Raw genomic sequence first — 24,123 nt, 5'->3', positions numbered from 1 at the left:
TACAAAAAAGAAACCAATTCGAAAATGAATTGGTTTCTCATAGGATCATTCATCAACAGCCGTTGACAAAGAGCCTTTTTAATTTGACCAGTGCTGCTTAATGAATTTACTACGACCGCCCATTTCTTCAATTTGATAACGAAATGGGTTCCGACGATAGAAATCTTGATGTTCTGGTTCAGCGGGATAAAATGGCTGCACATCCTCAATCTGAGTCACGATTGGCTGATCAAATTGTTCACTAGCTGCTAAAGCTTGCTTAGAAGCGGTCGCAATCTGCCGTTGTGCGTCACTATTCACAAAGATGACCGGCCGATAACTGTCGCCACGGTCCTGGAACTGACCAGCCGCATCCGTCGGGTCGGTCTGGCGCCAATAGATTTCGACTAACTGCGCATAACTAATCACAGTCGGATCAAACGTAATTTCAACGGCCTCGGTAAGCCCAGTCGTGTGGCTGGCCACTTGTTCATAGGTCGGGTTCGGTACTGTACCACCCGTATAACCTGAAATCACCTTTTCAATTCCCGGCAAGCTATCAAATGGCTTGACCATACACCAGAAACAGCCACCGGCAAAAATCGCTGTTGCCATTAACCTCAGTCCTTTTTATTTTTTTGAAATAACGCGACATAATCACCATAACCAGCGTCAGCCAATTCAGCCACTGGGATGAACTTCAAAGCCGCTGAATTAATACAATACCGCAGGCCACCAGCAGCGGCCGGGCCATCCGTAAAGACATGACCCAAATGTGAAGCAGCTTTAGCACTACGAACCTCCGTCCGCGTCATTCCCAAAGCATGATCAACATGACGCTTAATCTGCTGATCAGCAAGTGGCTTAGTAAAAGACGGCCAGCCACAACCAGCATCATATTTGTCTAATGAACTAAACAAGGGTTCACCACTAACCACATCAACATAAATTCCTGCTTGATAAAAATCATCATATTCACCACTAAACGGGGCTTCGGTCGCAGCCGTTTGCGTTACGGCAAACTGTTCTGGAGTTAGCCGCTGTCGTAAGTCATCTGCCATCTGATCAAATCCTTTCAGCATAAAATAGATTGTACACAATTGTTTCGCTTGTTATCATACTGCAACTAGATTTAAAAGCAACTATTTTGTTTAAAAAAGCAATGGCAATTAAATAAGCCATTGCTCAAAACTATCTTTTTGTATAGTGCCCCCAAGCTGACCAAATAAAAACTTCAGTTTTGCCAATCGAAAAAACAACTCGATGTTTTTGATTAATTCGCATTGAACGTTGCCCCTGACTAGTATATCCGGATAGTTTTTCATTATGTCGTAAGTGTGCTTGGGGCTTTCTTTTCAATATCTCTACAATTTCATCAAAATCAGAACGCAAATTCAGTCTATCCAATTTAGGTAAATCTTTAGTCACTACTTTTTTATAAGGAATGACTTGATATTTAACCGGTAATTTTTCAATTTCGTCTAGCGATTCAAAAATCATAGAGGATCACCAAAAGCAGTGTCTGGATGAGCCTTAGCATCAGCCATTCGAGTATTCACTTCATCAATCACGCCGTTTTCTAATAATTCAATGTACTCTTGCATCGCATTCCAATCATCTTTGCTGACAACTACTACAGCTTCATCCGGAGAGCTCGCAATCTGGATAGTTGTATGATTAGAAACAACACCTCTAATCAAATTATAAATATTTTTACGTGCCCCAGTAGGCGTATACGTATCCATTGCTTCCGCCATTTTCTCACCTCATCTTCAATTACTACCGATATTATATCACACGGCGTACGATTATACGTACGCTTTTGCTCTGCTAAAAAAAGACACCCAAATTGGATGTCTTTTCAAAATCATTTAATTAAGCGTTAAAAGCGTCAGTCAATGGTGGCACAACTTGCTTCTTCCGTGAAACGACACCTGGCAAGCTTAAACGATTGTTTTCAATCTTCTTACCAAAGGCAGCTTCAACCGGTGCAGTTGGTTCCCCAACGACTAATAATTCAGAATTGCTATCTAAGATATTGGTTGCCAAGATTAAGAATAAGTCATAACCTTCAGCAGCATTTTCAGCCTTAGCAGCGGCTTCCAAAGCATCCTGGCGATCAAAGACTTCTGGCAAATCAACCGTATTGATTTGTGCGACCCGCACCGTTGAACCGTTTAATTCAAAGGATTTAGCATCCGCATCAATCAATTCTTTTTCGCTCTTGCTTGCTAAGTTAGTCCCAGCCTTAAGCATTTCCAAGCCATATGTTTGATAGTCGACCCCGGCAATTTTAGCCAAGTCTTTAACGACATCAACATCAGTTTGCGTAGTGGTTGGTGACTTCAATAATAACGTATCCGAGATAATCGCTGATAACATTAAACCGGCTAACTTAGCTGGAATTTCAACTTCATTTTCAGCGAACATCTTGTAGATGACCGTGCTGCAACAGCCAAGTGGTTCTGCCCGATAGAACAATGGTTGCGCAGTATTGAAGTTGTTAATCCGGTGATGATCAACCACGTGTGAAACCGTGACATCAGCGATATCACTCACACTTTGTTGTGGTTCATTATGGTCAACCAACATGACTGAATCGACTTCTGGAGCCGCCTTAGTGATGACCCGCAATGCTGGTTCGTCAAAATGCTTTAAAACAAATTGGGTTTCTTCGTTAGGTTCACCTAAGGCAACGGCTTCCGTGTCAGCCCCCAGTTTATTTTCTAAATATGACAATGCCTTTGCGGCCACAATGGCGTCCGTGTCAGGACTTTGGTGACCAAAAATTAATTCCTTACTCATTAGCACAAAACTCCTTTAGCAACTATTTTTGATTAATTTTTTGTAACCGTGAAATATAATCTTCGGCCCGTAAGTAATTATCAAACTCGTCCAAGAAATTCTTAATCCGTGGAATTTGATCCTTATCTTTACGGAACACGAAGTTCAAATCAAATTTAATGGCCGGTTCAAATGAAACCGTGTGTAACTCATCCGTCGCTGGATTAGCAACCATGAAGGAATTTGGCAAGGCCGTATTTGTACCAGTAGCGGCCACAAACCGGTAAATCTGTTGTGGTGTGGTAAAACGCGCTACCGCTGTTGGTAAATCTGCCAATTGGTTCTTGTAAGATTCCTTAATGACTTGATCCAAGTAATAATTTTCCGGATACATCACCCATGGTTCACTCGTCGTATCTTTAAATTTGATGCGCTTCTTCTTCGCTTGCTTAGGATCACTGGTAATGAACAGTAAATCATCTTGAATAATCCGTTTTGATTGGTATGGCTTCCAGTTCTTGATACTTTCATCTGGTAAGTACATCACAGCCAAATCAATCCGGTTATTTTCCAAACGTTCCCAGATTTCTTTTCTAGTCAACATGTGGAATGAAATGATGACATTGGGGTTAGCTTCATAATACTTAATCGCGAAATCTTCAAAGACATGGTCTTCAATTGACGCTAAAATCCCAATACTGATCGTCCCTTGAGTAGCACTCGTCGTTTGTTGGATCTCGTCAGTGGCCTTGTTTAACACGTCGTAAATACTATGAGTGGCATTCAACATCGTGTAACCAGCGTCTGACAAGCGTAACTTTTTACCAACGGAGTAGAATAACGGTGCCCCGACTGTCCGTTCCAACTTTTTAATTTGTTGGGTTAAAGCCGGTTGGGTGATACCTAAAATTTGAGCGGCTTGCGTGTAGTTCATCGTTTCAGCCAATTGTAAGAAATACGTTAACGTTTTTGATGAGAAGATACTTTCTTGCGTTGTTTTCATGTGCGTTTACCTGTTCCTTTCGTCTTATAGCCATCTTATGATACCTATAATATAAACAAGTTTCAGGCTGAAAGCAAGCAATTGTTATCGGCAAATAAACCTTAACTAATTATTAATCTTAACTGACCACAATTTCAGTCTAAGCTAATGCCGTCGCCCTTGCAAGTCTTGTAACCATTTTATTAAACCGTCAGTGGAATCGGGTGTGGCTGCATGTTAACCGGAATACCTTCAATATCGGTATCAATCACAAACGACCCATTGGAATACCGGGCACTGACCGGATGATCATCGACTAAAATTGAATGATGCTTCAAGCGATCAGTCACCACTTCCAGCGCCACACCGGCTTGCCCTTTAGGAACTAAGACGTAATCTGCAACACGATGCGGATTATTCTTTAATTCCCGCAAAACTTGAACCCCACGTCGTGCTCGACTAGTCACGGGAATATCTGCAACCTTCATCTTCTTAAAGGACCCGCGCTGGGTAATCATGGCTAATAAGTCATTGTCAGTCGCTAAAGCTGCCCGGACAATCGTGTCATCACGTAGATCCATCGACTTTACACCGACCGCTTTTGCACCAACAGTTGGCACTTCACTTAAGTCATAGCGTAACCCATAACCATGGGCCGTAACTAAGACCAAGCTACCAGTTGGCACCGTTGGGTAATAGTTTACGGTCACAACTTTTGCCGCATCGTTTTTCAGCTTGATGAATTGGCTGGCCCGCGTCTTGTACGTCCGGCCTGGGGTGTAATCTGTAAAGTCCGTCTGCTTAATGTACCCATCGTTAGTGGCAACTAAGAATTTGCCACTTTCTTTGAGCGTTGGGAAAGCAAAGACCCACGTAATTTGTTCATTCGCTGCTAAACCAATGGTCTGTGAAATATGTTCACCGGTATCTTTCCACTTCGCATCGGCAATCTCATACACCGGCCGATAGATCAGATGGCCTAAGTTGGTAAACATGAATAAATGGTCTAAAGTACTATTCTTCGCCAAATAGATTGGGAAGTCTTCGTCCTTTAACCCATTATCCTCAGCATCCGAAGCCGTATATGACCGCAAGCTGGTCCGTTTGATATAGCCATCATGACTAATCATCACGACCACGTCTTCTTGGGGCACCACGACTTCAGTCTTAATTTTGATTTCTTGAATTTCATTTTGAATCTCGGTTAAACGATGGCTCGGATAAGCTTTTTGAATGGCCTTGAGTTCTCGCCGCAAAACTTTATCCAATTCTTTCGGATTTTCCAGAATCGCATGGTATTCTGCAATGGCTTTGGCCAATTCATCGGCTTCTTTTTGCAGCTGGGTGACATCGGTATTGGTTAACCGGTATAGTTGCATCGTCACAATAGCTTCTGCTTGCGCTTCCGTAAAGTCATAGTCCGCCACTAAGTTTGCCTTAGCATCTTTTTTGTCTTTACTGCCACGAATCGTCGCAATGACTTGATCAAGAATTGACATCGCTTTAATCAAACCTTGGACGATATGTTGCCGATCAGCCGCTTTTTGCAAGTTAAATTGCGTCCGGCGGGTAATCACGTCCCGTTGATGTTCCAAGTAAGCTGAAATAATCGTCTTTAAGCCAACATGTTCTGGCCGTTGATGATAAATCGCCACCATATTAAAGTTATACGTAATTTGTAAGTCCGTATTTTTAAATAGATAATTTAAAATACCTTCCGCATTCACGTCCCGCTTCAATTCAATGACGACTGATAACCCTTTACGGTCACTTTCATCACGAACTTCAGCGATTCCTTCAATCTTCTTCATGATGCGAATTTCGTCCATTTTTTTAACCAATTGGGCCTTATTCACTTCATAAGGAATCTCACTAACTTCAATCTGCGATTTATTTCCTTTTAATGGCACAATCTTGGTTCGCGACCGCACCACAATCCGACCACGACCAGTTTCATAAGCCTTCTTAATCCCATCTAGCCCTTGGATAATCCCACCAGTTGGAAAGTCTGGCCCTTTGACAAAGTCCATCAAATCGGCTAATTCCGCTTTAGGATGGTTCATCAAGAACAAGACAGCATCGATAACTTCGCCTAAGTTGTGCGGTGGAATCTCCGTCGCATAACCCGCTGAAATCCCGGTCGCTCCGTTAACTAATAGGTTCGGGAAGCGGGCAGGCAACACGGTTGGTTCATACTCGGTGTCATCGAAGTTTAAGACCATATCAACAGTCTTTTTATCAATATCGTCCAACATGGTCCCAGCAATCTTGCTTAACCGTGCTTCAGTATAGCGCATCGCTGCCGCTGGATCACCGTCCATTGAGCCATTGTTCCCATGCATTTCAATTAAGGGTTCCCGTAGCTTCCAGTCTTGACTAAGCCGGACCATCGCTTCGTAGATTGACGAATCCCCATGTGGATGAAAATTCCCCATGACATTTCCAACCGACTTGGCTGACTTCCGAAACGCTTTATCAAAAGTATTACCGTCCTGATTCATCGCATATAAGATCCGTCGTTGCACGGGTTTTAAGCCATCGCGAATGTCTGGCAGTGCCCGCTCTTGAATAATATACTTCGAGTAACGGCCAAACCGATCGCCCATGACGTCTTCTAAAGTTAATTCTTGAATTTTAGGTTGTTCAATTGCCATTGTGCGACCTCCTTACTTCTTTAATTGATCCGCTAATTCGGCATCGGCCTGTTCGTGCGCTGATGTCACGGCTTGATTATCCAAAATAGACCCATCTTCATCCAAACTGAATTGGACATTACTTTCGATCCATTTCCGCCGTGGTTCAACTTTATCACCCATTAAGGTGGTGACCCGCTTTTCAGCTAAGGCCGCATCATCGATCCGTACTCGTACTAAAGTGCGTTTGTCCGGATCCATGGTCGTCTCCCACAGTTGTTCTGCATTCATTTCACCTAGCCCTTTGTACCGTTGCAAGGCATAGCCTTTACCAAACGTCTTCGTCCGAAGCGCTAATTCTTCATCGGTCCAAGCATATTCTGTCCGAAGTTGTTTACCTTGCTTCTTTTGTAGCCGATACAACGGTGGTAAGGCAATATAAATCTTACCGGCATCGATCATCGGCCGCATGTATTTATAGAAGAACGTCAACAATAAAATCTGAATATGGGCCCCATCGGTATCAGCATCGGTCATAATAATGACTTTATCGTAATTACTGGCTTTAATATCGAATTCAGAACCAACACCCGCGCCAATCGTATAGATCATCGTATTAATTTCTTCGTTCTTAACGATATCTTGTAACTTGGCTTTTTCGGTGTTCAAAACTTTCCCCCGCAATGGCAGAATGGCTTGGAACTTCCGATCACGTCCTTGTTTCGCGGAACCACCGGCGGAATCCCCTTCGACTAAGAAGAGTTCATTGCGTTTAGCGTTCTTAGACTGTGCTGGCGTCAATTTACCGGATAAGAGTCGTTCTTGCTTATGCTTGCGCTTACCGTTACGACTCTCATTCCGCGCTTTACGGGCGGCTTCGCGCGCTTCACGGGCCTTAGTGGACTTTCTGATCAGCATTTGAGCAAATTCGCCGTTTTCCATTAAGTAGAACTGCAATTGCTCACTAATCACATTATCCACGATGGTCCGGGCTTCTGGTGTCCCTAGCTTCTCCTTGGTCTGACCTTCAAATTGCAACAGATTTTCTGGAATCCGCAATGAGATGACGGCCGATAACCCTTCACGGACATCGGAGCCTTCTAAGTTCTTATCCTTATCCTTTAACAAGCCCACTTTACGAGCGTATTCATTAAAGGCTTTTGTCCAAGCACTCCGAAATCCAGCTTCATGAGTCCCACCATCCGGCGTCCGCACATTATTGACAAATGACAATAAATTTTCTGAGTAGCCGTCATTATATTGAGCAGCTAATTCAACTTCGACCCCTTCTTTAGTGCCGTCAAAGAACATCACATCGCCTAAGGTATCTTTATCTTCGTTTAAGTAAGTGACAAACTCTTTAATCCCATCCTCATAATGAAAGACTTGTTCTTGAGCTTGGTTTTCCCGTTCATCAGTTAACGTAATCTTGACGCCCTTGAGTAAGAACGCCGATTCTCGCAACCGTTCTGATAACGTCTGAAAGTTATAAACGGTCGTTGTAAAAATGCTCGGGTCCGGCTTAAACGTAATCGTCGTTCCAGTCGGCTTGTTCGTCTTACCCTTTTTCTCTAAGGTACCAACTGGATGACCACCGTCTTTAAACGTCTCTTGGTACCGGTAACCGTCACGAATGATGGTTACGACCAATTCAGTTGACAACGCATTAACGACACTGGCACCAACCCCATGCAGACCACCAGACGTTTTATAACCGCCTTGACCGAACTTACCCCCGGCATGTAACACCGTTAAAATCACTTCCGGTGTTGGAATTCCCGAGGCATGCATCCCCACGGGCATCCCACGACCATGGTCAACAACCGTAATACTGTTATCGGCATGAATCGTCACATTGATTTCTTTACCAAAACCAGCGAGAGCTTCATCGACTGCATTATCAACAATTTCATAGACCAGATGGTGCAGTCCCCGACCATCCGTGGAACCGATATACATCCCAGGCCGTTTACGAACAGCTTCCAAGCCTTCAAGCACTTGGATTGAGGAGTCATCGTATTTTTGTATTTTCTTTGGCATTCATTATTTGCTCCTTCACTTGGTCGCCTTCAGATTTTAACTACCGATACTTAGTAAGGCGCTTACTTAGCGCTAGTACCGCGGTTAGCTAAAACCGTGCAGATTAAATTATAGCACAGCAAATTAATTTTTTAACAACTTTACTAATTTTTATGCTTATCAGGCGAGTTTTAAGCACTCACTCGTCTTAAAAGCAACCTATTTTGACTCAATTTCACTTGAATCGTCCACCAAGTTAGCATTGATTGCTGAGCTAATCAACTAAAATGCCATTTTCAGCGACACCGAATATATGTTCGCTTAATTGTAAGCAACTATCAGCCCCTTGTCAAATTTTTTAGTCAAAACTGACCCATCACTAGCCAAACAATGCTAAAATATTGGTTGACTCTATTGCAGGAGGAACCTAATGTGCAAATTATAATCATGCTAGTCGTCGCCTACTTACTAGGCTCGATTCCTTCGGGTGTCATTATTGGCAAGCTCTTCTTTCATACTGATATTCGCCAAGCTGGTAGCGGCAACATTGGCACAACCAACACGTACCGTGTCTTAGGCCCCACAGCAGGGACAATCGTCATGGCGATGGATATCTTAAAAGGGACGCTCGCAGCGGCGCAACCAGCCCTGTTACACGTCCCCGTCAATGCGCTACTGATTGGACTCGCCGCCATCTTAGGCCATACGTTCTCCATCTTTATTGGCTTTAAAGGTGGCAAAGCCGTCGCAACGAGTGCCGGGATCTTACTGGCCTACAATTGGCACTTCTTCTTAATTGCCAGTGCCATCATGTTTACCTTGGTCTACGTCACAAGTATGGTCAGTGTCGCTAGTATGGCGTCACTCTCACTCGTTAGTCTCATTGCGATCTTCTATTACCAAGATTGGATCTTATCCGTTATTGCGGTTATCTTAACGATCTTTATCTTTTATCGGCACAAAGCCAATATCGCCCGGATTAAAGCTGGAACGGAATCAATGGTCCACTTCGGTCTCGGTTGGCGGCGCCGTCAGCATCAAGCATAAGTTAGCAAAGTCATCTCAAATTTGAGGTGACTTTTTTGATTGATTCCGGTAAGCTGGGAGCTGAATGTGGTTGGTTTGAATATTTTAAGTTAAAGTAACATTTTACATATATCAATTATGTAAACACACACTAAAAAAGTGATGATTGCAACCAGCCATTTGCTGTCAACAATCATCACTTTTAACTTTTCTAGAAGAATTTCACCGCATAGTGCGCATTAAATGTTTGATTAGCTGCTAATTGGTTAATGCCCATCTTATGACTGAATTGACCATCGGCATCGACGTTATCTGCAATGCCCCACCATGGTTCTAAGCAGACGAACGGCGCTTGCTTAGGATATGGAGACCACATGCCGACGTATGGCGCATCGTCGATTGTCATGGCCACCCCATGATCATTTAAATCGGAGCTAAGTAGCAAGGTAGTTTCTTGATGCTTCAAGTCCAAGATCACTGCATCGTCTTTAAATAACTCCCGCGTTAATGGCAACGGCTTAGTTAAGTCCATGGTCGTACTATTGGCGATATCGTTATATGGCGCTTTTAGTGGGATATGCCGATATGTTTGCTTGGGAGCGACTGTGACTTGATAGTTCGCTAAGTCGCCTTCAGGAGCCGCTAACGGCACGTTAAATGCTGGATGGCCCCCGATGGAGAAGTACAGATCCTGGTTAGCCGGATTATGCACGTCATAGCCGACTGTTAGTTCATGATCCGTCAATGTATAGTGTAACCGTAACCGGAACGCAAACGGATAAATTTTGCGCGTTTCAGCGCTGTCCGTTAATTCTAACGTTGCCGTCGTGTCAGTTTGACTGACCACCCGAAAGTCATGGTCGCGAGCAAACCCATGTTGTCCCATTGGGTAAACCTGACCAGCCACTGTATATTGGTCATCTTTTAACCGACCCACGATTGGGAATAAAACCGGCGCATGGCGACCCCAGAACTTCGGATCTGCCTGCCACATATATTCCAAACCATCGCTGGCCTTAACACTGCTTAATTCCGCACCGGTTTCATTGATCTGCACGGTGAGATATTCATTTTTCAACTCAACTGTCATGAACCCCAGCTCCTTTAGTCATTTTATTAAAGAATGTAACGACTTAAATCTTTATCCTTAGCGATATTGCCGATCCGTTCATTGACGTAGTTTTCGGTAATGGTTACTTCGCCCATTTCCATATCGGGTCCTTCATACAATAATTCTTCCAATAACTTCTCTAAGACGGTATGCAACCGCCGCGCCCCAATATTTTCGGTTTCATGGTTCACTTTGTAAGCAATGGCGGCAATCGCTTCGATGGCTTCAATCGTGAACGTCACTTTAATGTTATCCGTCCCAATCAAAGCAATATATTGCTTGATCAAGGCATTCTTGGGTTCGGTCAAGATCTTCACGAAATCATCTTTGGATAAGTCGTCCAATTCCACACGAATCGGGAACCGACCTTGTAATTCCGCAATCAAATCACTCGGCTTGCTTTCCGCAAAGGCCCCGGAAGCGATAAATAAGATATGATCCGTATTAATGGGACCATACTTCGTTGAAATCTGTGATCCTTCCACGATCGGTAAGATATCGCGTTGAACCCCTTCACGGGAAACCTCACCGGAACTTTGTTGGCCGCCACCGGTAATCTTATCAATTTCGTCAATGAAGATAATCCCGGTATTTTCAGCACGCACAATCGCATCGTGATAAATATCAGCGCTGTTAACGAGCTTTTCAGATTCTTCCTTAACTAAGATTTCACGGGCTTCACTAACGGGCATTGTCCGTTTGATCCGCTTCTTGGGCATGATTGAACCCAGGGTATCACCCAGATCAATGCCCATTTGGCCGAGCATGTTGTTATTGCCAGCCGCTTTTTGTTGAGGATCGTCCATTTCAATGGTGACATCCGCATTTTCCAACTGACCACTCTTTAATTGGTCACTGACCGATAACCGTTGATTGCGCACGTCATCACTGACTTCTTCATCCTGATTAGCATCCATATTAGGCATTTGACCATTTTGCTGCATCTGGCTCAACATGTTCATCATGTTTTGGAAGTCATTGCCGTTGCCGCGGCTCTTGTTTTCTTTCTTCACCACGGGGACTAACAACTTCACTAAGCGTTTATCAGCTTCACGCACAGCGGAAGCCCGCACACCAGAATAGGCTTGCGCTTTTTCCATTTGAATCGAAATATCGACTAAATCACGCACCATCGATTCGACATCGCGGCCAACATAACCGACCTCGGTAAATTTCGTCGCTTCGACTTTAACAAAGGGGGCTTGGACGATTTTAGCCAAACGACGGGCAATTTCAGTTTTCCCGACCCCGGTTGGTCCAATCATTAACATGTTTTTAGGGGTAATTTCTTCTTGCATATCGGCAGACAATTCCATCCGACGATACCGGTTGCGTAAGGCAATCGCAACCGCTTTTTTAGCCGCGCCTTGACCAATGACATAGTTATCTAAGGCGGCGACAATCTGTTTAGGGGTTTTATCGATTTGTTCCATTAGATTGCTCCTTTTTTATAAGGCTTCTGAAATAACGTTATGGTTCGTAAAGATATCAATGTCACCCGCGATGTTGATAGCGGCTTCCGCAATCTCACGTGCATTCATATCTTTGGCATGTTCTTGCATCGCCCGGGCAGCTGCTAAAGCGAAGTTGCCCCCCGAACCGATCGCTAACACGTCATTATCTGGCGTGATCACTTCACCGCTCCCAGAAACCAGTAGCATTTCATCTTTATCCATGACGATTAGTAAAGCTTCTAGCTTTTGTAAAGCTTGGTCGCTGCGCCATTCTTGGGCAAGTTCTACTGCGGCCCGTTGTAAGTTGCCGGAATATTCATTGAGTTTCTTTTCAAAACGATCTTCCAAGTTGAACGCATCAGCGACACTACCGGCAAAGCCGACAACGACTTGGTTGTTATAGATACGTCGTACTTTGTGTGCCGTGCCTTTCATAACGACTTTTTCGCCCATGGTGACTTGACCATCGCCGGCCATGGCATTATGACCATTTTGGCGAACGGCACAAATAGTTGTTGCTTCAAATTTTACTGGCATAATAAGCTCCTTTAATTATTTTCCCGCGTCGCACGTGGGAAAAAGTTGCGGTAATCTTGTTGGAGGTGTTCCTTAGTGACATGCGCATAGATCTGCGTGGTCGATAAACTCGTATGGCCCAATAATTCTTGGACCGTCCGTAAGTCAGCCCCGTTATTTAACATCTGCGTGGCAAACGTATGCCGTAGCATATGCGGATGAATATCTGACGTCAGACTGCTCTTCTTAACAATCTGATTGAGGACATATTCGATACCGCCGCCAGTAATTGCGCCCCCGTGCCGATTAATAAACACAGTCTGGTGCGTCTGGTGATAGTTAGCCATCACCGGCGTGCGGCAACTCTCATAATACTGCCGTAACGCATGGGCGGCATAGCGGCCAAATGGCACATACCGCTCCTTGTCGCCCTTCCCACGGATCAGCATCATTTTAAGTTCGAAGTCGACGTCACTCAATCGTAAGTCCACACATTCACTGAGACGAATCCCAGTCCCATATAAGACTTCTAACAATGCGACATTTCGTGTGCCCATCAGTGAGTCATCAGCGTAGACGGTCTTGAACAAGATGTCCAATTCCTTTTGATAGAAAAACCGGGGCAAGCGCGCGGCGTGCTTCTTTAGTTGCACGTAGACGAACGGGTTTAACTTGGCCAAGTCGTTTTTAACTAAAAAGTTATAAAACGACCGCAAGCTGGAGACTTTCCGCGCAATAGAATTCCGCGTTAAATGCCGGTCATATAAGGCACTTAAGTAAACGTTCACATCTAAATGATCAACGTCTGCATAGGCCTTAGCCCCGCCATTCTCCGTTAAGAAATCCGTAAACGCTTGGATGTCTTCGCGGTAGGCTTGAGCAGTCTCTTCTGAATACTGCCGTTCCACCCGAATATATTTTAAAAACAGGTCCAAGTATTGTGCTTCCATTCAAAAAACCTCCATACGTTGCTACTTTAGCAAAGTCTGGAGGAAAACACAATTAAGCGCCTTGATTATTGGTCAACTTTAGTCAAATTTAACGTTGTGGCTTTAAAATCTGCGAGTTCAGCTAAGGCCCGTTCCGATAAAGCCGTGTTTCGTTCCCGTTTATCGCGAATTCGCTGCTTGAGTTTCGGGACAATCCCGAAGTTGGCATTCATCGGCTGGAAATGATTGGCGTTGGTATGCGTAATGTAATGCGCCATCGCTCCTATCATCGTGTCTTTTGGAAAGACAACGGGGTCTAGTCCAAGTGCTAACCGAGCTGCATTCGTCCCGGCCACAATCCCACTTGCCGCACTTTCAATGTAACCTTCAACACCGGTCATCTGACCAGCGAAGAACAAGTCTGGCCGTTGTTGCGTCTGATAAGTCGGTAAGAGTAATTTCGGTGACTTCATAAAGGTGTTACGGTGCATGACACCATAACGGACAAATTCCACGTGTTCCAGTCCAGGAATCAAGCTAAAAACGCGCTTTTGTTCACCCCATTTGAGATGGGTCTGGAAGCCAACAATATTGTATAACTCACCAGAAGCATCATCTTGCCGTAATTGCACCACGGCAAACGGCTGGCGACCAGTCTTAGGGTCTTCAAGACCAACTGGCTTCAATGGGCCAAACAGCATCGTCTGTCGCCCTCGTTGTGCCATCACTTCAATTGGCATACAACCTTCAAAAACTTCCGAGTTTTCAAAGTCATGGGCTTCGGCCATCTCAGCATGAATCAACGCGTCATAAAAAACGTCGAATTCAGCTTCAGTCATCGGACAATTCAAGTAAGCCGCTTCACCGCGGTCATAGCGAGACTTTAAGTAAACTTTATCTAAGTCAATCGAGTCTTTGGTTAAGATTGGCGCGGCCGCATCAAAGAAATGCAAGTCGTCTTCATCATTGAACGCCTGAATCGACTTAGCCATCGATACCGCGGTCAATGGTCCAGTCGCCACCACAGTGAGGCCCTCAGGTAACGTATTCATTTCCTGATTGATGACTTCCACATTCGGTAAGCTGGTCAATCGATCAGTAATTTCTTGGGAGAAGGTGTCGCGGTCGACGGCTAAAGCGCCCCCGGCTGGTACCGCGTGATTTTCTGCCGACTGAATTACGACGGAATCTAGTTGCCGCATTTCGGCTTTTAACAAACCAGCCGCGTTACTTAGTTGGTTCGCACGTAACGAGTTCGTACAGACAAGTTCCGCAAACCGTTCCGTATGATGCGCCGGCGTCATTTTAGCGGGACGCATTTCGTAAAGCCGGACATTGACGCCCATAGTTGCAATCTGCCATGCCGCTTCTGAACCGGCTAAGCCGGCGCCAATCACGTTAACTGTTGGTATTGATGCCATAGTTAAATTCCTCTTTTCTAATTAAACGTACCCTTGATAGCACTGTGGCCATCATACCGGATATAAAGCGATTACACAAATCCAATCCTAGGCCAATTCCTAAAAAAAGCCCGCCAACCATCGTTAGCGGACTGCTTAACTTTATTTTTGAATGTCTTCTTTATAATCCCCATTGGGACAAAGAACTTGCTTGCCGCCCTTGACCTTCTTTTCAACCAAGAAGTGGCCGTCTTTTGGACAATCTCGGCCAATCGGTTGATCCCAGGAAACAAAGTCACAATCTGGAAAACGCGAACAACCATAAAAGACTCGGTTCTTCTTCGATTTCCGTTCAATGACTTGACCCTTCTTACATTGCGGACAAACCACACCAATTTCTTTAACAATTGGCTTGGTATTACGGCAATCTGGGAAGCGTGAACAAGCATAGAACTTACCATAACGGCCCATCTTAATGACCATTGGCGCGCCACAGAGTTCGCAGTTAAAGCCGGCTAATTCATCTTTAATCTGAATCTTTTCCATGCTAGCTTCGGCTTTAGCCACTTCTTTAGAGAACGGCTGGTAGAACGTATCGACGACTTTGACCCAATCTTCTTGGCCCTCTTCCGTCGCATCCAGTTGTTCTTCTAAAGTGGCCGTAAAACCAGTATTGACAACATCTGGGAAATATTCCTGAATGATATCATTCACGATCTCGCCTAACTCGGTTGGTACGAAACGCCGCGCTTCTAACTTGACGTAGTAGCGGCGCTGAATCGTATCCAAAGTTGGCGCATAGGTTGATGGCCGACCAACACCATTTTCTTCCAACGCTTTGATTAAGTTGGCTTCCGAATAACGGGCCGGTGGCTGGGTAAAATGTTGTTGGGGATCGGTTTTACTCAACGTTAAGGCGTCACCTTCACTCAGATCTGGTAAGACATTGTTCTTTTCTGTCTTATCATAAATCTTCGTAAACCCAGCAAACTTGGTCTTTGACCCGTTTGCCCGAAATTGAACATCGTTTTGGTCAATTGTCACTGCCATCGTGTCCAAGACTTCTGGCGTCATCTGACTAGCCACAAAACGTGACCAGATCAATTGGTATAACCGGAATTGGTCTTTTGACAAGTATTCTTTGATACTAGCCGGCGTCCGGAAGACTGACGACGGCCGGATCGCTTCATGGGCATCTTGAGCCCCTTCTGGCAACTTACCCTTAACTGGCTTTATGGCCGCATACTCGCCACCATATTCTTCATGCAAGAACTTAGAGGCTTCATGCTTGGCAATCGACGAGATCCGAGTGGAGTCGGTCCGCATATAGGTAATTAACCCCACGCTACCTTCTTTTCCACCGACGTTAATCCCTTCATACAGTTGTTGCGCCGCCATCATCGTCTTACGTGTCCGGAAGTTTAACTTCCGGTTGGCATCTTGTTGCATTGTTGACGTGGTAAATGGCGGAGCTGGGAACCGTTTACGTTCCTTTTTAACGACTTTCTTGACATCAAACTTGCCGTTGCGGTCAATCTGTGCCAAGACTTTTTGAACCGCTTCATTATTGTCTAAGGCATGCTTTTTGCCATGGAGGCCATAGAAACTCGCCATAAACTTAGAGCGGCCTTTTTTGAATTCACTTTCGATCGTCCAATATTCTTTAGGCACAAAGGCTTTGATTTCATTTTCACGTTTGATAATCAAATCCAACGCAATGGATTGCACCCGACCAGCGGATAAGCCTTTTTTGACTTTCTTCCACAATAATGGACTAATCGAATATCCAACTAAGCGGTCTAAAATCCGCCGTGCTTGTTGGGCATCGACTAAGTCCATATCAATCGAACGCGGTTCTTTAAAGGCATTTTTAACCGTATCTTTAGTAATTTCGTTAAAAACCACGCGATTCTTATCTTTCGGGTCCAACCCTAATAGATAAGATAAGTGCCACGCAATGGCTTCCCCTTCACGGTCCGGGTCAGATGCGAGGTAGACGGCTTTGGCTTTTTTAGCCTCTTTCCGTAAGCCTTTGATCACATCGCCTTTCCCCCGAATCGAAATATAATGGGGTTCATAATTATTTTCAACATCCACGCCCATCTTACTTTTAGGTAAGTCGCGGATATGGCCTAAGCTGGCCACGACCTTATAGGAACGGCCTAAATATTTTTCAATCGTTTTCGCTTTGGATGGCGATTCAACAATCACCAATTTTTTACCGGTTGCCCGGGTCCGCCGCTTAGTAGCGGTCTTCTTAGCCGGACGCTTCTTGGCGCCGGCGGTTTTTCCTGCCGCTTGCTTCGGTTTCGTTGTACTAGCAGCCACTTGATCAGCTCCTTACGCTTTTGATCATGATTATTCTGGTACATTGCTTTTGCAAATCCATGTAATCATATTTCAAAAGTAAACGCTTGTCAAATGATTGGTGAAAACTCTTCTATTATATGTCGGTAATTTAAGACCGGTTTGGCCCCTGCAGCGATCAATTGGTTGCACCCAATTGACAGCGTCGCATCGATGGCGCCGGGGACGGCTAAGACATTGCGATTGTTCTGCAATGCTAGATTAGCTGTGATCAGGCTACCCGAGTGTTCACGGGCTTCGACGACTAATAACGTGTGGCATAAGCCGGCAATAATTCTATTCCGCTGGGGGAAATGGTGCCGCGCCGGGCGACTACCCAATGGATATTCACTAATTAACAAACCTAACTGACTAACTCGTGTTTGTAAGTCCGTATTGACCCGCGGATAACTCACATCCAGCCCCGTACCAATCACGGCAATCGCCGGCAGTCCTAATTGCAAAGCTAACTGATGGGCCGCACCATCGACGCCCGCCGCTAACCCGCTAGTAATCGCTAATGGCTGTTCGGCTAATGGCGTTAACAACTGACTTAAGCACCGGCGCGCATAGGGTGTGGCTTGCCGAGCCCCAACAACTGCTAACTGTGGTTGGTGTAACAACTCACGATTCCCTTTTAAGAATAAAACTAACGGTGGGTGGTAACTTTCCATTAACGTGATTGGATAATCTACATCTAAGATAGTTAAAATATCAATCGTTTGATGTTGCTGGATGGCTTGCTGAAACCGCGAACTATCCCAATCAGCCGCAAACTTAACCGCGGCTGGTCCGGGTAACTGTGCCCAAGCTAAAATTTCGGTCACCGTGGTAACAACTGTCTTGTGTCGCATACATTGCCGTAAAACTTTAGTCGTGCCCGCATAACCGATTCCTTCAGCTAAGTGCAGACGAATCAATAAACTGCGTAATTGCATCGTTGGTCACCTCTTCAGTGACAACTCCGTAATTAGTCAGTTATTCCGCGTCACGTACTGGCGAAAATGAATGCCGATGAATTGGGGTGACCCCCAGTTGTTTCAAACCGGCTAAATGCTTGGCCGTGCCATAACCCATGTTGTCAGCGAAATCATAACCGGGATAAACTTGATCATACATTTCCATTAAGTGGTCTCGCGCCACTTTGGCCACAATACTGGCCGCTGAGATACTGGCACTTTTAGCATCGCCTTTGATGAGACGAGTTTGTTTAATCGGCACTGGGATCTGCATCGCATCGACTAACAAGCGTGTTGGTTGCACCGTTAAGTTCTCGACGGCTTGTTTCATCGCTACCCGCGTTGCTTCATAAATATTGAGTTGATCAATTACCGGCGCACTGGCGACCCCTAAGCCCACCGAAACCGCTTGCTCTAAAATTTTGGGCATCAATTCTAACCGTTTCTTAGCCGTTAACTGCTTCGAGTCATTAACTTCGACTAAATCAAAATCTGGTGATAAGACGACTGCCGCCGTAACAACAGGACCAGCCAGTGGGCCGCGACCGACTTCATCGATGCCGGCTACATATTGCCCGCCTTGGCTCCAAAAACGACGTTCGAATTGCATATGCTGGTTAAATCGTGCGATTAAAGCCGCCTGTTTCTCAGCTTGCTGTAAATAATGTCGATAGGCTAGCTGTACCCCTTTACGGGCATCGGTTTGGACCGCTTGCAAGAATTCTGGCGTGGGCTGGGTTGCTAATAGCCGTTTAACATCCGCAATCGTATATTCAGGCATCCGGCTGGGCTCCCGTTAAATCCAAGGTAAACCGACCTAACCGACCTTTGCGGATATCGAGCAAAAAGGCCACACAGAACCGTTGCCAATCATCGCGCATCCCCATATTTTTAGTCATTGCGATTAGCAACTCTGGATTTTCTAACGCCAACTGATCATCGGTCACATGATAACGTTCAATTAAGCGTTGTGGATAGACTCGTTTAAAGAAGTCCAACGCAAATAACGCCACATCATCGTTCGGATAGATGTTTTCCTTAATTGCGCCCGTTACGGCTAGTTTCGTCCCAACGACTTGGTCTTCAAATTTTGGCCAAAGAATCCCAGGGGTATCTAACAATTCCAGTTTATTAGACGCTTTAAGCCATTGTTGGCCTTTGGTTACCCCTGGTCGATCACCGACTTTAGCAATCTTCTTATTAACGATATGGTTTAATAATGTCGACTTACCAACGTTAGGAATCCCGACGCAAACCGCCCGAATCGGCCGATTGGTAATTCCACGGGCCGCAATCTTCGCCAACTTATCTGCCAACATCTCAGTTGCGGCTTGGGTAATCTGCTTAGCCGTCGTCCGGTTACGCGAATCAACCGCAATGGCCGTTTGCCCCTGGGCTTCGTAATGCGCAACCCAGTCCGCCGTCTTTTGGGGATCGGCTAAGTCTTTTTTGGTCATAATGAGTAAATGGGGCTTTTGTTGAATCACTTTTTCAATATCAGGATTCCGTGAAGCTTCTGGAATCCGTGCATCGACAAGTTCGAAAACAATGTCGACTAAATGTAAATTATCTTGAATTTGATGAATGGCCTTGGCCATATGCCCAGGATACCATTGAATGTTTGCCATAATTAAATCTTCCTTTCACGGCCATAGTGCTTAACCATGGTCCCCGTAACTAATCCTAAGCTCCATCATACCGACTTTTCTGAAAAAACGCTAGTCGAACCGATTTCTAGTGCATTAAAAAAGCCTGGGAGTAAATCCCAGACTACTAACTGTGTTTATAGCCAAGTCATTTCACGCGTATTCACCAGGTCAATCACCTCATCGATACTAATCGGCCGATAATTAATCATATCCGCACCAACGTTAACGGCATTCGGCCCTAGAAGGCCATTAAAATAATCAGTCCGTGTATCATGCACATGGCCGTACAATTGAATAGCTTGGTGATAATAACCATTCCACTCTAAAATTGGATAATGAAACAAGACAAATTTACGTTTGTGATAGTTAAGCTCATGGTAATCCTTGATCCACTCAAATAGTGATTGATCAAAATTTTCATCATTCAAGTAGGCTTCATGATTGCCTTTAATCAAATACTTGCGACCACGTAATTGCCTTAGAATCTGATTGGCCTGCTCACCAGTGCCATGATACACAAAATCTCCTAGAATATAAACTTCATCCTTGGGTGACTGCACCACCTGATTCCAGTTCTTAATCAACTGCTGATTCATATCCATCACATCATGAAACGGCCGCTGACCAAATTCAATCACCGCCGCATGATAAAAATGCAGATCCGCAATAAAATATTGCATCGTTTCACATCCTTACTATTATCGCCCACGTTGTTCATACAATTGACTCAACGTTGCTGGCCGCTGCCAATCCGTTTGCATCACGGATAACCTGCCATCTTCAGCTAACAACAAAGCCCCATCACCACTAAAACGATAATAAGGCGGTGTCGCGGTAGGGCTTAACGTAAACGTATCAACATCAACTAGTCGAGACTTACCAGTCGCTAAATCAATCGTCGCTTGTGGCGTATGGCCGACAATCTGCTTCGGGTACTTCAGATTAGGTGCCAACCGTAGCTCATGGATATCAGCCCATAATGGACTCGGGACTAGATTCCAGCCACCTCGATATTGACCAGCTCGATGTTCAAATTCTTTAACGTTACGCCGATCATCATCGTTTAAAGTTAACGGCCGTAATTGCCACGCTGCCAATTGTTGATTTTCACAGTAACCAGCATGTGACACTAACCAGCCATCTACCTCCGTCGCAATTTGAACCCCTAACGTCATTAATTTTTCAGCAACTGTGTCCGCAACATCAGTTGATTGGACATTGTTTTCGATACCTGCGTGTAACGAATAATTGCGCAATTCACCAGTTAGATAAGGTGCATCATGATTGCCTAATAACGTAATTACATTGACTCCGGTAGCCGTCATCTGACGCTTCCAGTCAATTAGAAAATTTAGTTCATCCCAGTATAATTGGGCATCAAAGTTACAGTTATAATCATCTAAATAGTCACCCAACAAAATAACTTGTTTTGCGTCCACTTGCGACGTGGCTTGAGTGACAAGTGGCAAAATCAAGCGCGCTTTTAAATGTAAATCACCCACAAAAATCGTTTTCATCTTTAACATCCTTAATTGGCTAGTTATTTTAACACCACATGTTCCCTTTAGCATAAGCTACTCGCTTATTCATTGCCAATCATTGGAATTATTTTGACACCGATCAGATGACAACCAGTTCACTTATCAATTGACCCTCAGTTAATTCTAAATACTAAATCTGAGAATAGACTGCTAAGACCGAACAACCAGTCCGTTTGCTTACATTTTAGCATCGATTCTTGTATACTTATTTCAAGAAAGTTAGGTGATTGTAATGAGCAATTCAACCAATAAGACAATTAGTCGACCACCGACAACTACAATTGATAATCTCATGCATGGCACTTTATATGAAACCGATCCACATAAAAAAGCCAACTATAAGCGACAATTAGACGCCGCTTTAAAAAAACGCCAACTCAAAATCATCAGCTGTAGAACATTTATCCGCTGATGTTAGACTATCTTATCGTCGCTGGTGTAAATGGCGCCGGAAAAAGCACGCTTTATGAAGTCTACCCAACCTTATTTGGTCAAACCTTACGACTTAATGCTGACGAAATTTTGAGACAACTAAACGGTGATTGGCGAGTACCTAAAGATAATTTAGCAGCAATGCGCATTGAAGTTAAACAGATTAGGGCGGCACTCAATACCAAAAAATCATTGCACGTAGAAACAACTCTAGCTGGCAACGGTCACACTCAACAAAACTATATCAATATGGCCCATGATCTCGGCTTTAGCGTAACCCTACTTTACGTTGCACTAGCAGATCCAACTATTGCCGTTAAGCGGGTTAGTCAACGAGTGGCTAAAGGTGGCCATGGTGTACCGACTAACCTAATTTTCAAACGGTATCAGCAATCATTAAATAACTTACCTCGAATTGCCCGGCAGGTCGATCGAATACGGATTTTCGCTAATGATCAAACCCTAACCTTAATATTTGCCCGAGATGACAACATTATTTTACACGATGATCTTGAAGACTACCCTTGGTTACCATCTAGCAAATCATTATTAAAACTAGTTAACGACTAAAGCTCACCACAAATAACCCGGTAAAACCAATTTGGCTTTACCGGGTTATTTCAATCAAGTGTTAAGAACCATTACTTATGCAACGGATCATGGTTTTCCAGTGAGTCATCTGAAATGTTCTTCATTGCTTTGTATTTGCCTAATTTATGCCACTTTTTCTGTGTCACATTTAGGCCACGTTTGGCATCAATTCGATTCCAAACGGTCTTCGTCCAAGCCGTCACTGGTTCAATATCATAGTGACCAGCATTAATCAGCAATTCAATTGACCCATCTGAAAAACGCCCGGTTTTATAGTAACCTTTAGCGATTTCAGCAAAGTAAGCCGCCTTTTCTGTTTCCACGCCCGCAAATACTTGCGCGTATACATTTGGTTAGCCGAACCAAACCGACTAACCTTAACATCTGCCCATAAGGCATGTTTTTTCACCGCAGTAGGTAACCCGCGATGCCAACCACTAGCACCTGCATTCACCTGAGTACTGCTAATGCCAATCAAGCCGACACCCAATGACACTACTATTAAGACTAAGACCTTTTTGAAATGTTGCATAATTCCCCAGAATTTATAGTGCTAAATATTTTGGAAATTAATACGACCTCAACTGCTTAAAATTGGGTCGGTACCTGTTCACCATTTACATCCAGGTCAGCCGCACCACCAGCTTGTGCAAATCCCCGATACCAGTTACGACCTGCTTGGGACAATCCTCGATACCAAGTATCAAAATCAGCCATATTGTGCCCATGTGCCTTAGATGGCCGTGGACTGACTACTCTAACATCAGTTAATTTGACCCAACCACCCGCATGATGTTTTTTTGTAGTGATGTAGTAGTACATCATCCATTTGCCATTATGTTTGATTTGGGTAATTTTCTTGCGCGTCCACGTCGCTTTTTTATAATTCTTTAGGTAATGATTGACCTTCAACTTCGTCTGCTTTTTTGTCCCACTGATCCGATACGTTTTAGCGTGTTTATTGGCAACTTTATACTTATAACGACTGTCAATCTTCCAAATCTCAATGCGCCGATAGCCAGGCGTAATTTTTTCTATCGTTGGTGTCCCAATTGCTGGGGCTGGATCATTACTCGCAGCAACAGGGATCGCTGCAACACTAAAAGTCGCCAACACTCCCAGTACCACCAGCGTCATTGTTATTAACTTTTTCATTTTTAAACCTTCTTTAGCCCACTAGGCCATATGCGTTTGTACTGATAACGGGGTAAAATAAGCCCGTTTGACCTTAAAGCGCGTGAATACCGTGGGCTTCTCACCAGCACCTTGTTGTGGCATGACTAAGACGTGCCGCTTTTTACCCTTAATCTTCATCGTATATTTTGCAAACGCCGTCGCATCGGTTGGCTCAGTCTTACTATTGAACGCATAAATGGTTCGTTTACCTTTCTTATAAAACTTATCAATCATTAAACTCGGTATCGTCGTTAGCTTGCCATTAACAGGACCCTGGCTAACTCGATGTTTTTTGATAACCACCTTGTACAAGCCGTGACTTTTGTAATAATGGTACCAAGTCCCTCGTAAACTTTTAGGCGCTTTTTTTAACGACTTGGTCTTTGCTGTTACTTGAGCATGCGCTATTGTCGGTGCTAAATTAGTCAGCACACCGACACCCAGTACCGCCGCTAGTACAAAAACCATCACCCAGTAACGATTTTTAGTCAATTTATTCATAATCGAGCCTCTATATTCATTTCCTCAATTGTCAAATCAAGTGCAACACTAAGAATCTATTCTTAGAAGTGGTCTAGTTGCTAAGCTAGTTCAGG

General features: G+C 44.3%; 24 protein-coding genes. 2 read left to right on the top strand and 22 right to left on the bottom strand.

Going from position 1 to position 24,123, the window contains the following annotated elements:
- Positions 1-78: 78 nt before the first annotated feature.
- The 8 genes from msrA to parE form a co-directional block, all read right to left on the bottom strand.
- A complete protein-coding gene (msrA, locus tag FFM77_RS13260; protein ID WP_137636251.1) occupies positions 79-594 on the bottom strand; it encodes a peptide-methionine (S)-S-oxide reductase MsrA in 516 nt (171 codons plus the stop codon).
- A 5-nt stretch (positions 595-599) separates the two neighbouring features.
- Positions 600-1,040, bottom strand: a complete 441-nt coding sequence (msrB, locus tag FFM77_RS13255) for a peptide-methionine (R)-S-oxide reductase MsrB (RefSeq protein WP_137636250.1) — start codon at positions 1,038-1,040, stop codon at positions 600-602.
- Positions 1,041-1,170: 130 nt separating this feature from the next.
- Positions 1,171-1,479 (bottom strand): type II toxin-antitoxin system RelE/ParE family toxin, encoded by a 309-nt coding sequence (locus FFM77_RS13250; RefSeq protein WP_137636249.1) that lies wholly within the window; start codon positions 1,477-1,479, stop codon positions 1,171-1,173.
- Positions 1,476-1,736, bottom strand: coding sequence for a type II toxin-antitoxin system Phd/YefM family antitoxin (locus FFM77_RS13245; protein ID WP_223876846.1), 261 nt, complete (start codon positions 1,734-1,736; stop codon positions 1,476-1,478). The genes FFM77_RS13250 and FFM77_RS13245 overlap by 4 nt, the downstream gene beginning before the upstream one ends.
- A gap of 118 nt (positions 1,737-1,854) precedes the next feature.
- Complete coding sequence (locus FFM77_RS13240; protein WP_137636248.1) at positions 1,855-2,784, bottom strand: manganese-dependent inorganic pyrophosphatase; 930 nt, start codon at positions 2,782-2,784, stop codon at positions 1,855-1,857.
- Between the two features lie 22 nt (positions 2,785-2,806).
- The gene (locus FFM77_RS13235; protein ID WP_137636247.1) at positions 2,807-3,766 is read right to left on the bottom strand and encodes a LysR family transcriptional regulator; all 960 of its coding nucleotides are present in this window, start codon (positions 3,764-3,766) and stop codon (positions 2,807-2,809) included.
- Positions 3,767-3,948: 182 nt separating this feature from the next.
- Complete coding sequence (gene parC / locus FFM77_RS13230; RefSeq protein WP_137636246.1) at positions 3,949-6,399, bottom strand: DNA topoisomerase IV subunit A; 2,451 nt, start codon at positions 6,397-6,399, stop codon at positions 3,949-3,951.
- A 12-nt stretch (positions 6,400-6,411) separates the two neighbouring features.
- Positions 6,412-8,418: a DNA topoisomerase IV subunit B gene (parE, locus tag FFM77_RS13225; RefSeq protein ID WP_137636245.1), complete on the bottom strand. Its 2,007-nt coding sequence runs from the start codon at positions 8,416-8,418 to the stop codon at positions 6,412-6,414.
- A 411-nt stretch (positions 8,419-8,829) separates the two neighbouring features.
- On the opposite strand from parE, the gene plsY reads away from it, so the two are divergent.
- On the top strand, positions 8,830-9,444 hold the full coding sequence (plsY, locus tag FFM77_RS13220; RefSeq protein ID WP_137636244.1) for a glycerol-3-phosphate 1-O-acyltransferase PlsY: 615 nt from the start codon (positions 8,830-8,832) through the stop codon (positions 9,442-9,444).
- Between the two features lie 190 nt (positions 9,445-9,634).
- Here plsY and FFM77_RS13215 read toward each other — a convergent pair whose 3' ends face one another.
- The 11 genes from FFM77_RS13215 to FFM77_RS13165 all read right to left on the bottom strand — a co-directional run bounded on the left by FFM77_RS13215 (position 9,635) and on the right by FFM77_RS13165 (position 21,304).
- Positions 9,635-10,513, bottom strand: a complete 879-nt coding sequence (locus FFM77_RS13215) for an aldose 1-epimerase family protein (protein WP_137636243.1) — start codon at positions 10,511-10,513, stop codon at positions 9,635-9,637.
- Between the two features lie 26 nt (positions 10,514-10,539).
- Positions 10,540-11,967, bottom strand: a complete 1,428-nt coding sequence (gene hslU / locus FFM77_RS13210; RefSeq protein ID WP_137636242.1) for an ATP-dependent protease ATPase subunit HslU — start codon at positions 11,965-11,967, stop codon at positions 10,540-10,542.
- A 15-nt stretch (positions 11,968-11,982) separates the two neighbouring features.
- Positions 11,983-12,525, bottom strand: a complete 543-nt coding sequence (gene hslV / locus FFM77_RS13205) for an HslVU peptidase proteolytic subunit (protein ID WP_137636241.1) — start codon at positions 12,523-12,525, stop codon at positions 11,983-11,985.
- 11 nt (positions 12,526-12,536) lie between these two features.
- Positions 12,537-13,454, bottom strand: coding sequence for a tyrosine recombinase XerC (xerC, locus tag FFM77_RS13200; protein ID WP_137636240.1), 918 nt, complete (start codon positions 13,452-13,454; stop codon positions 12,537-12,539).
- 65 nt (positions 13,455-13,519) lie between these two features.
- A complete protein-coding gene (gene trmFO, locus FFM77_RS13195) occupies positions 13,520-14,854 on the bottom strand; it encodes a methylenetetrahydrofolate--tRNA-(uracil(54)-C(5))-methyltransferase (FADH(2)-oxidizing) TrmFO (RefSeq protein ID WP_137636239.1) in 1,335 nt (444 codons plus the stop codon).
- Positions 14,855-14,995: 141 nt separating this feature from the next.
- Positions 14,996-17,161 (bottom strand): type I DNA topoisomerase, encoded by a 2,166-nt coding sequence (topA, locus tag FFM77_RS13190; RefSeq protein ID WP_137636238.1) that lies wholly within the window; start codon positions 17,159-17,161, stop codon positions 14,996-14,998.
- Between the two features lie 89 nt (positions 17,162-17,250).
- A complete protein-coding gene (dprA, locus tag FFM77_RS13185) occupies positions 17,251-18,117 on the bottom strand; it encodes a DNA-processing protein DprA (RefSeq protein WP_137636237.1) in 867 nt (288 codons plus the stop codon).
- A gap of 40 nt (positions 18,118-18,157) precedes the next feature.
- Positions 18,158-18,919 carry a ribonuclease HII gene (locus FFM77_RS13180; protein WP_137636236.1) on the bottom strand — a complete coding sequence of 254 codons (762 nt, stop codon included), beginning with the start codon at positions 18,917-18,919 and terminating at the stop codon, positions 18,158-18,160.
- A complete protein-coding gene (gene ylqF / locus FFM77_RS13175; RefSeq protein WP_137636235.1) occupies positions 18,912-19,766 on the bottom strand; it encodes a ribosome biogenesis GTPase YlqF in 855 nt (284 codons plus the stop codon). The genes FFM77_RS13180 and ylqF overlap by 8 nt, the downstream gene beginning before the upstream one ends.
- 155 nt (positions 19,767-19,921) lie before the next feature.
- Complete coding sequence (locus FFM77_RS13170) at positions 19,922-20,467, bottom strand: metallophosphoesterase (protein ID WP_137636234.1); 546 nt, start codon at positions 20,465-20,467, stop codon at positions 19,922-19,924.
- A gap of 18 nt (positions 20,468-20,485) precedes the next feature.
- Positions 20,486-21,304: a metallophosphoesterase gene (locus FFM77_RS13165; RefSeq protein WP_171001643.1), complete on the bottom strand. Its 819-nt coding sequence runs from the start codon at positions 21,302-21,304 to the stop codon at positions 20,486-20,488.
- A gap of 435 nt (positions 21,305-21,739) precedes the next feature.
- Here FFM77_RS13165 and FFM77_RS13160 point away from each other — a divergent pair, with 435 nt between their 5' ends.
- A complete protein-coding gene (locus FFM77_RS13160; protein ID WP_137636232.1) occupies positions 21,740-22,330 on the top strand; it encodes an ATPase in 591 nt (196 codons plus the stop codon).
- Positions 22,331-22,401: 71 nt separating this feature from the next.
- Here FFM77_RS13160 and FFM77_RS13155 read toward each other — a convergent pair whose 3' ends face one another.
- From FFM77_RS13155 to FFM77_RS13145, 3 genes are all read right to left on the bottom strand, one after another.
- A complete protein-coding gene (locus FFM77_RS13155; RefSeq protein ID WP_137636231.1) occupies positions 22,402-22,674 on the bottom strand; it encodes a hypothetical protein in 273 nt (90 codons plus the stop codon).
- Positions 22,675-22,939: 265 nt separating this feature from the next.
- Positions 22,940-23,506, bottom strand: coding sequence for a hypothetical protein (locus FFM77_RS13150; RefSeq protein ID WP_137636230.1), 567 nt, complete (start codon positions 23,504-23,506; stop codon positions 22,940-22,942).
- Positions 23,507-23,527: 21 nt separating this feature from the next.
- Positions 23,528-24,028 carry a hypothetical protein gene (locus tag FFM77_RS13145; protein WP_137636229.1) on the bottom strand — a complete coding sequence of 167 codons (501 nt, stop codon included), beginning with the start codon at positions 24,026-24,028 and terminating at the stop codon, positions 23,528-23,530.
- Positions 24,029-24,123: the final 95 nt, after the last annotated feature.

Origin of the sequence: Lactiplantibacillus songbeiensis, assembly GCF_005405125.1 — a bacterium.
GTDB classification, from domain to species: Bacteria; Bacillota; Bacilli; order Lactobacillales; family Lactobacillaceae; genus Lactiplantibacillus; species Lactiplantibacillus songbeiensis.
The sequence above is the reverse complement of the archived record's forward strand: the minus strand, read 5'-3'. Positions and strand labels throughout refer to the sequence as shown.

Bases quoted from the DNA above. Each gene is read 5' to 3' on its own strand.
- msrA (WP_137636251.1), bottom strand. From the start codon at position 594: ATGGCAACAGCGATTTTTGCCGGTGGCTGTTTCTGGTGTATGGTCAAG.
- msrB (WP_137636250.1), bottom strand. From the start codon at position 1,040: ATGGCAGATGACTTACGACAGCGGCTAACTCCAGAACAGTTTGCCGTA.
- FFM77_RS13250 (WP_137636249.1), bottom strand. From the start codon at position 1,479: ATGATTTTTGAATCGCTAGACGAAATTGAAAAATTACCGGTTAAATAT.
- FFM77_RS13245 (WP_223876846.1), bottom strand. From the start codon at position 1,736: ATGGCGGAAGCAATGGATACGTATACGCCTACTGGGGCACGTAAAAAT.
- FFM77_RS13240 (WP_137636248.1), bottom strand. From the start codon at position 2,784: ATGAGTAAGGAATTAATTTTTGGTCACCAAAGTCCTGACACGGACGCC.
- FFM77_RS13235 (WP_137636247.1), bottom strand. From the start codon at position 3,766: ATGAAAACAACGCAAGAAAGTATCTTCTCATCAAAAACGTTAACGTAT.
- parC (WP_137636246.1), bottom strand. From the start codon at position 6,399: ATGGCAATTGAACAACCTAAAATTCAAGAATTAACTTTAGAAGACGTC.
- parE (WP_137636245.1), bottom strand. From the start codon at position 8,418: ATGCCAAAGAAAATACAAAAATACGATGACTCCTCAATCCAAGTGCTT.
- FFM77_RS13215 (WP_137636243.1), bottom strand. From the start codon at position 10,513: ATGACAGTTGAGTTGAAAAATGAATATCTCACCGTGCAGATCAATGAA.
- hslU (WP_137636242.1), bottom strand. From the start codon at position 11,967: ATGGAACAAATCGATAAAACCCCTAAACAGATTGTCGCCGCCTTAGAT.
- hslV (WP_137636241.1), bottom strand. From the start codon at position 12,525: ATGCCAGTAAAATTTGAAGCAACAACTATTTGTGCCGTTCGCCAAAAT.
- xerC (WP_137636240.1), bottom strand. From the start codon at position 13,454: ATGGAAGCACAATACTTGGACCTGTTTTTAAAATATATTCGGGTGGAA.
- trmFO (WP_137636239.1), bottom strand. From the start codon at position 14,854: ATGGCATCAATACCAACAGTTAACGTGATTGGCGCCGGCTTAGCCGGT.
- dprA (WP_137636237.1), bottom strand. From the start codon at position 18,117: ATGCAATTACGCAGTTTATTGATTCGTCTGCACTTAGCTGAAGGAATC.
- FFM77_RS13180 (WP_137636236.1), bottom strand. From the start codon at position 18,919: ATGCCTGAATATACGATTGCGGATGTTAAACGGCTATTAGCAACCCAG.
- ylqF (WP_137636235.1), bottom strand. From the start codon at position 19,766: ATGGCAAACATTCAATGGTATCCTGGGCATATGGCCAAGGCCATTCAT.
- FFM77_RS13170 (WP_137636234.1), bottom strand. From the start codon at position 20,467: ATGCAATATTTTATTGCGGATCTGCATTTTTATCATGCGGCGGTGATT.
- FFM77_RS13165 (WP_171001643.1), bottom strand. From the start codon at position 21,304: ATGAAAACGATTTTTGTGGGTGATTTACATTTAAAAGCGCGCTTGATT.
- FFM77_RS13160 (WP_137636232.1), top strand. From the start codon at position 21,740: ATGTTAGACTATCTTATCGTCGCTGGTGTAAATGGCGCCGGAAAAAGC.
- FFM77_RS13150 (WP_137636230.1), bottom strand. From the start codon at position 23,506: ATGAAAAAGTTAATAACAATGACGCTGGTGGTACTGGGAGTGTTGGCG.
- FFM77_RS13145 (WP_137636229.1), bottom strand. From the start codon at position 24,028: ATGAATAAATTGACTAAAAATCGTTACTGGGTGATGGTTTTTGTACTA.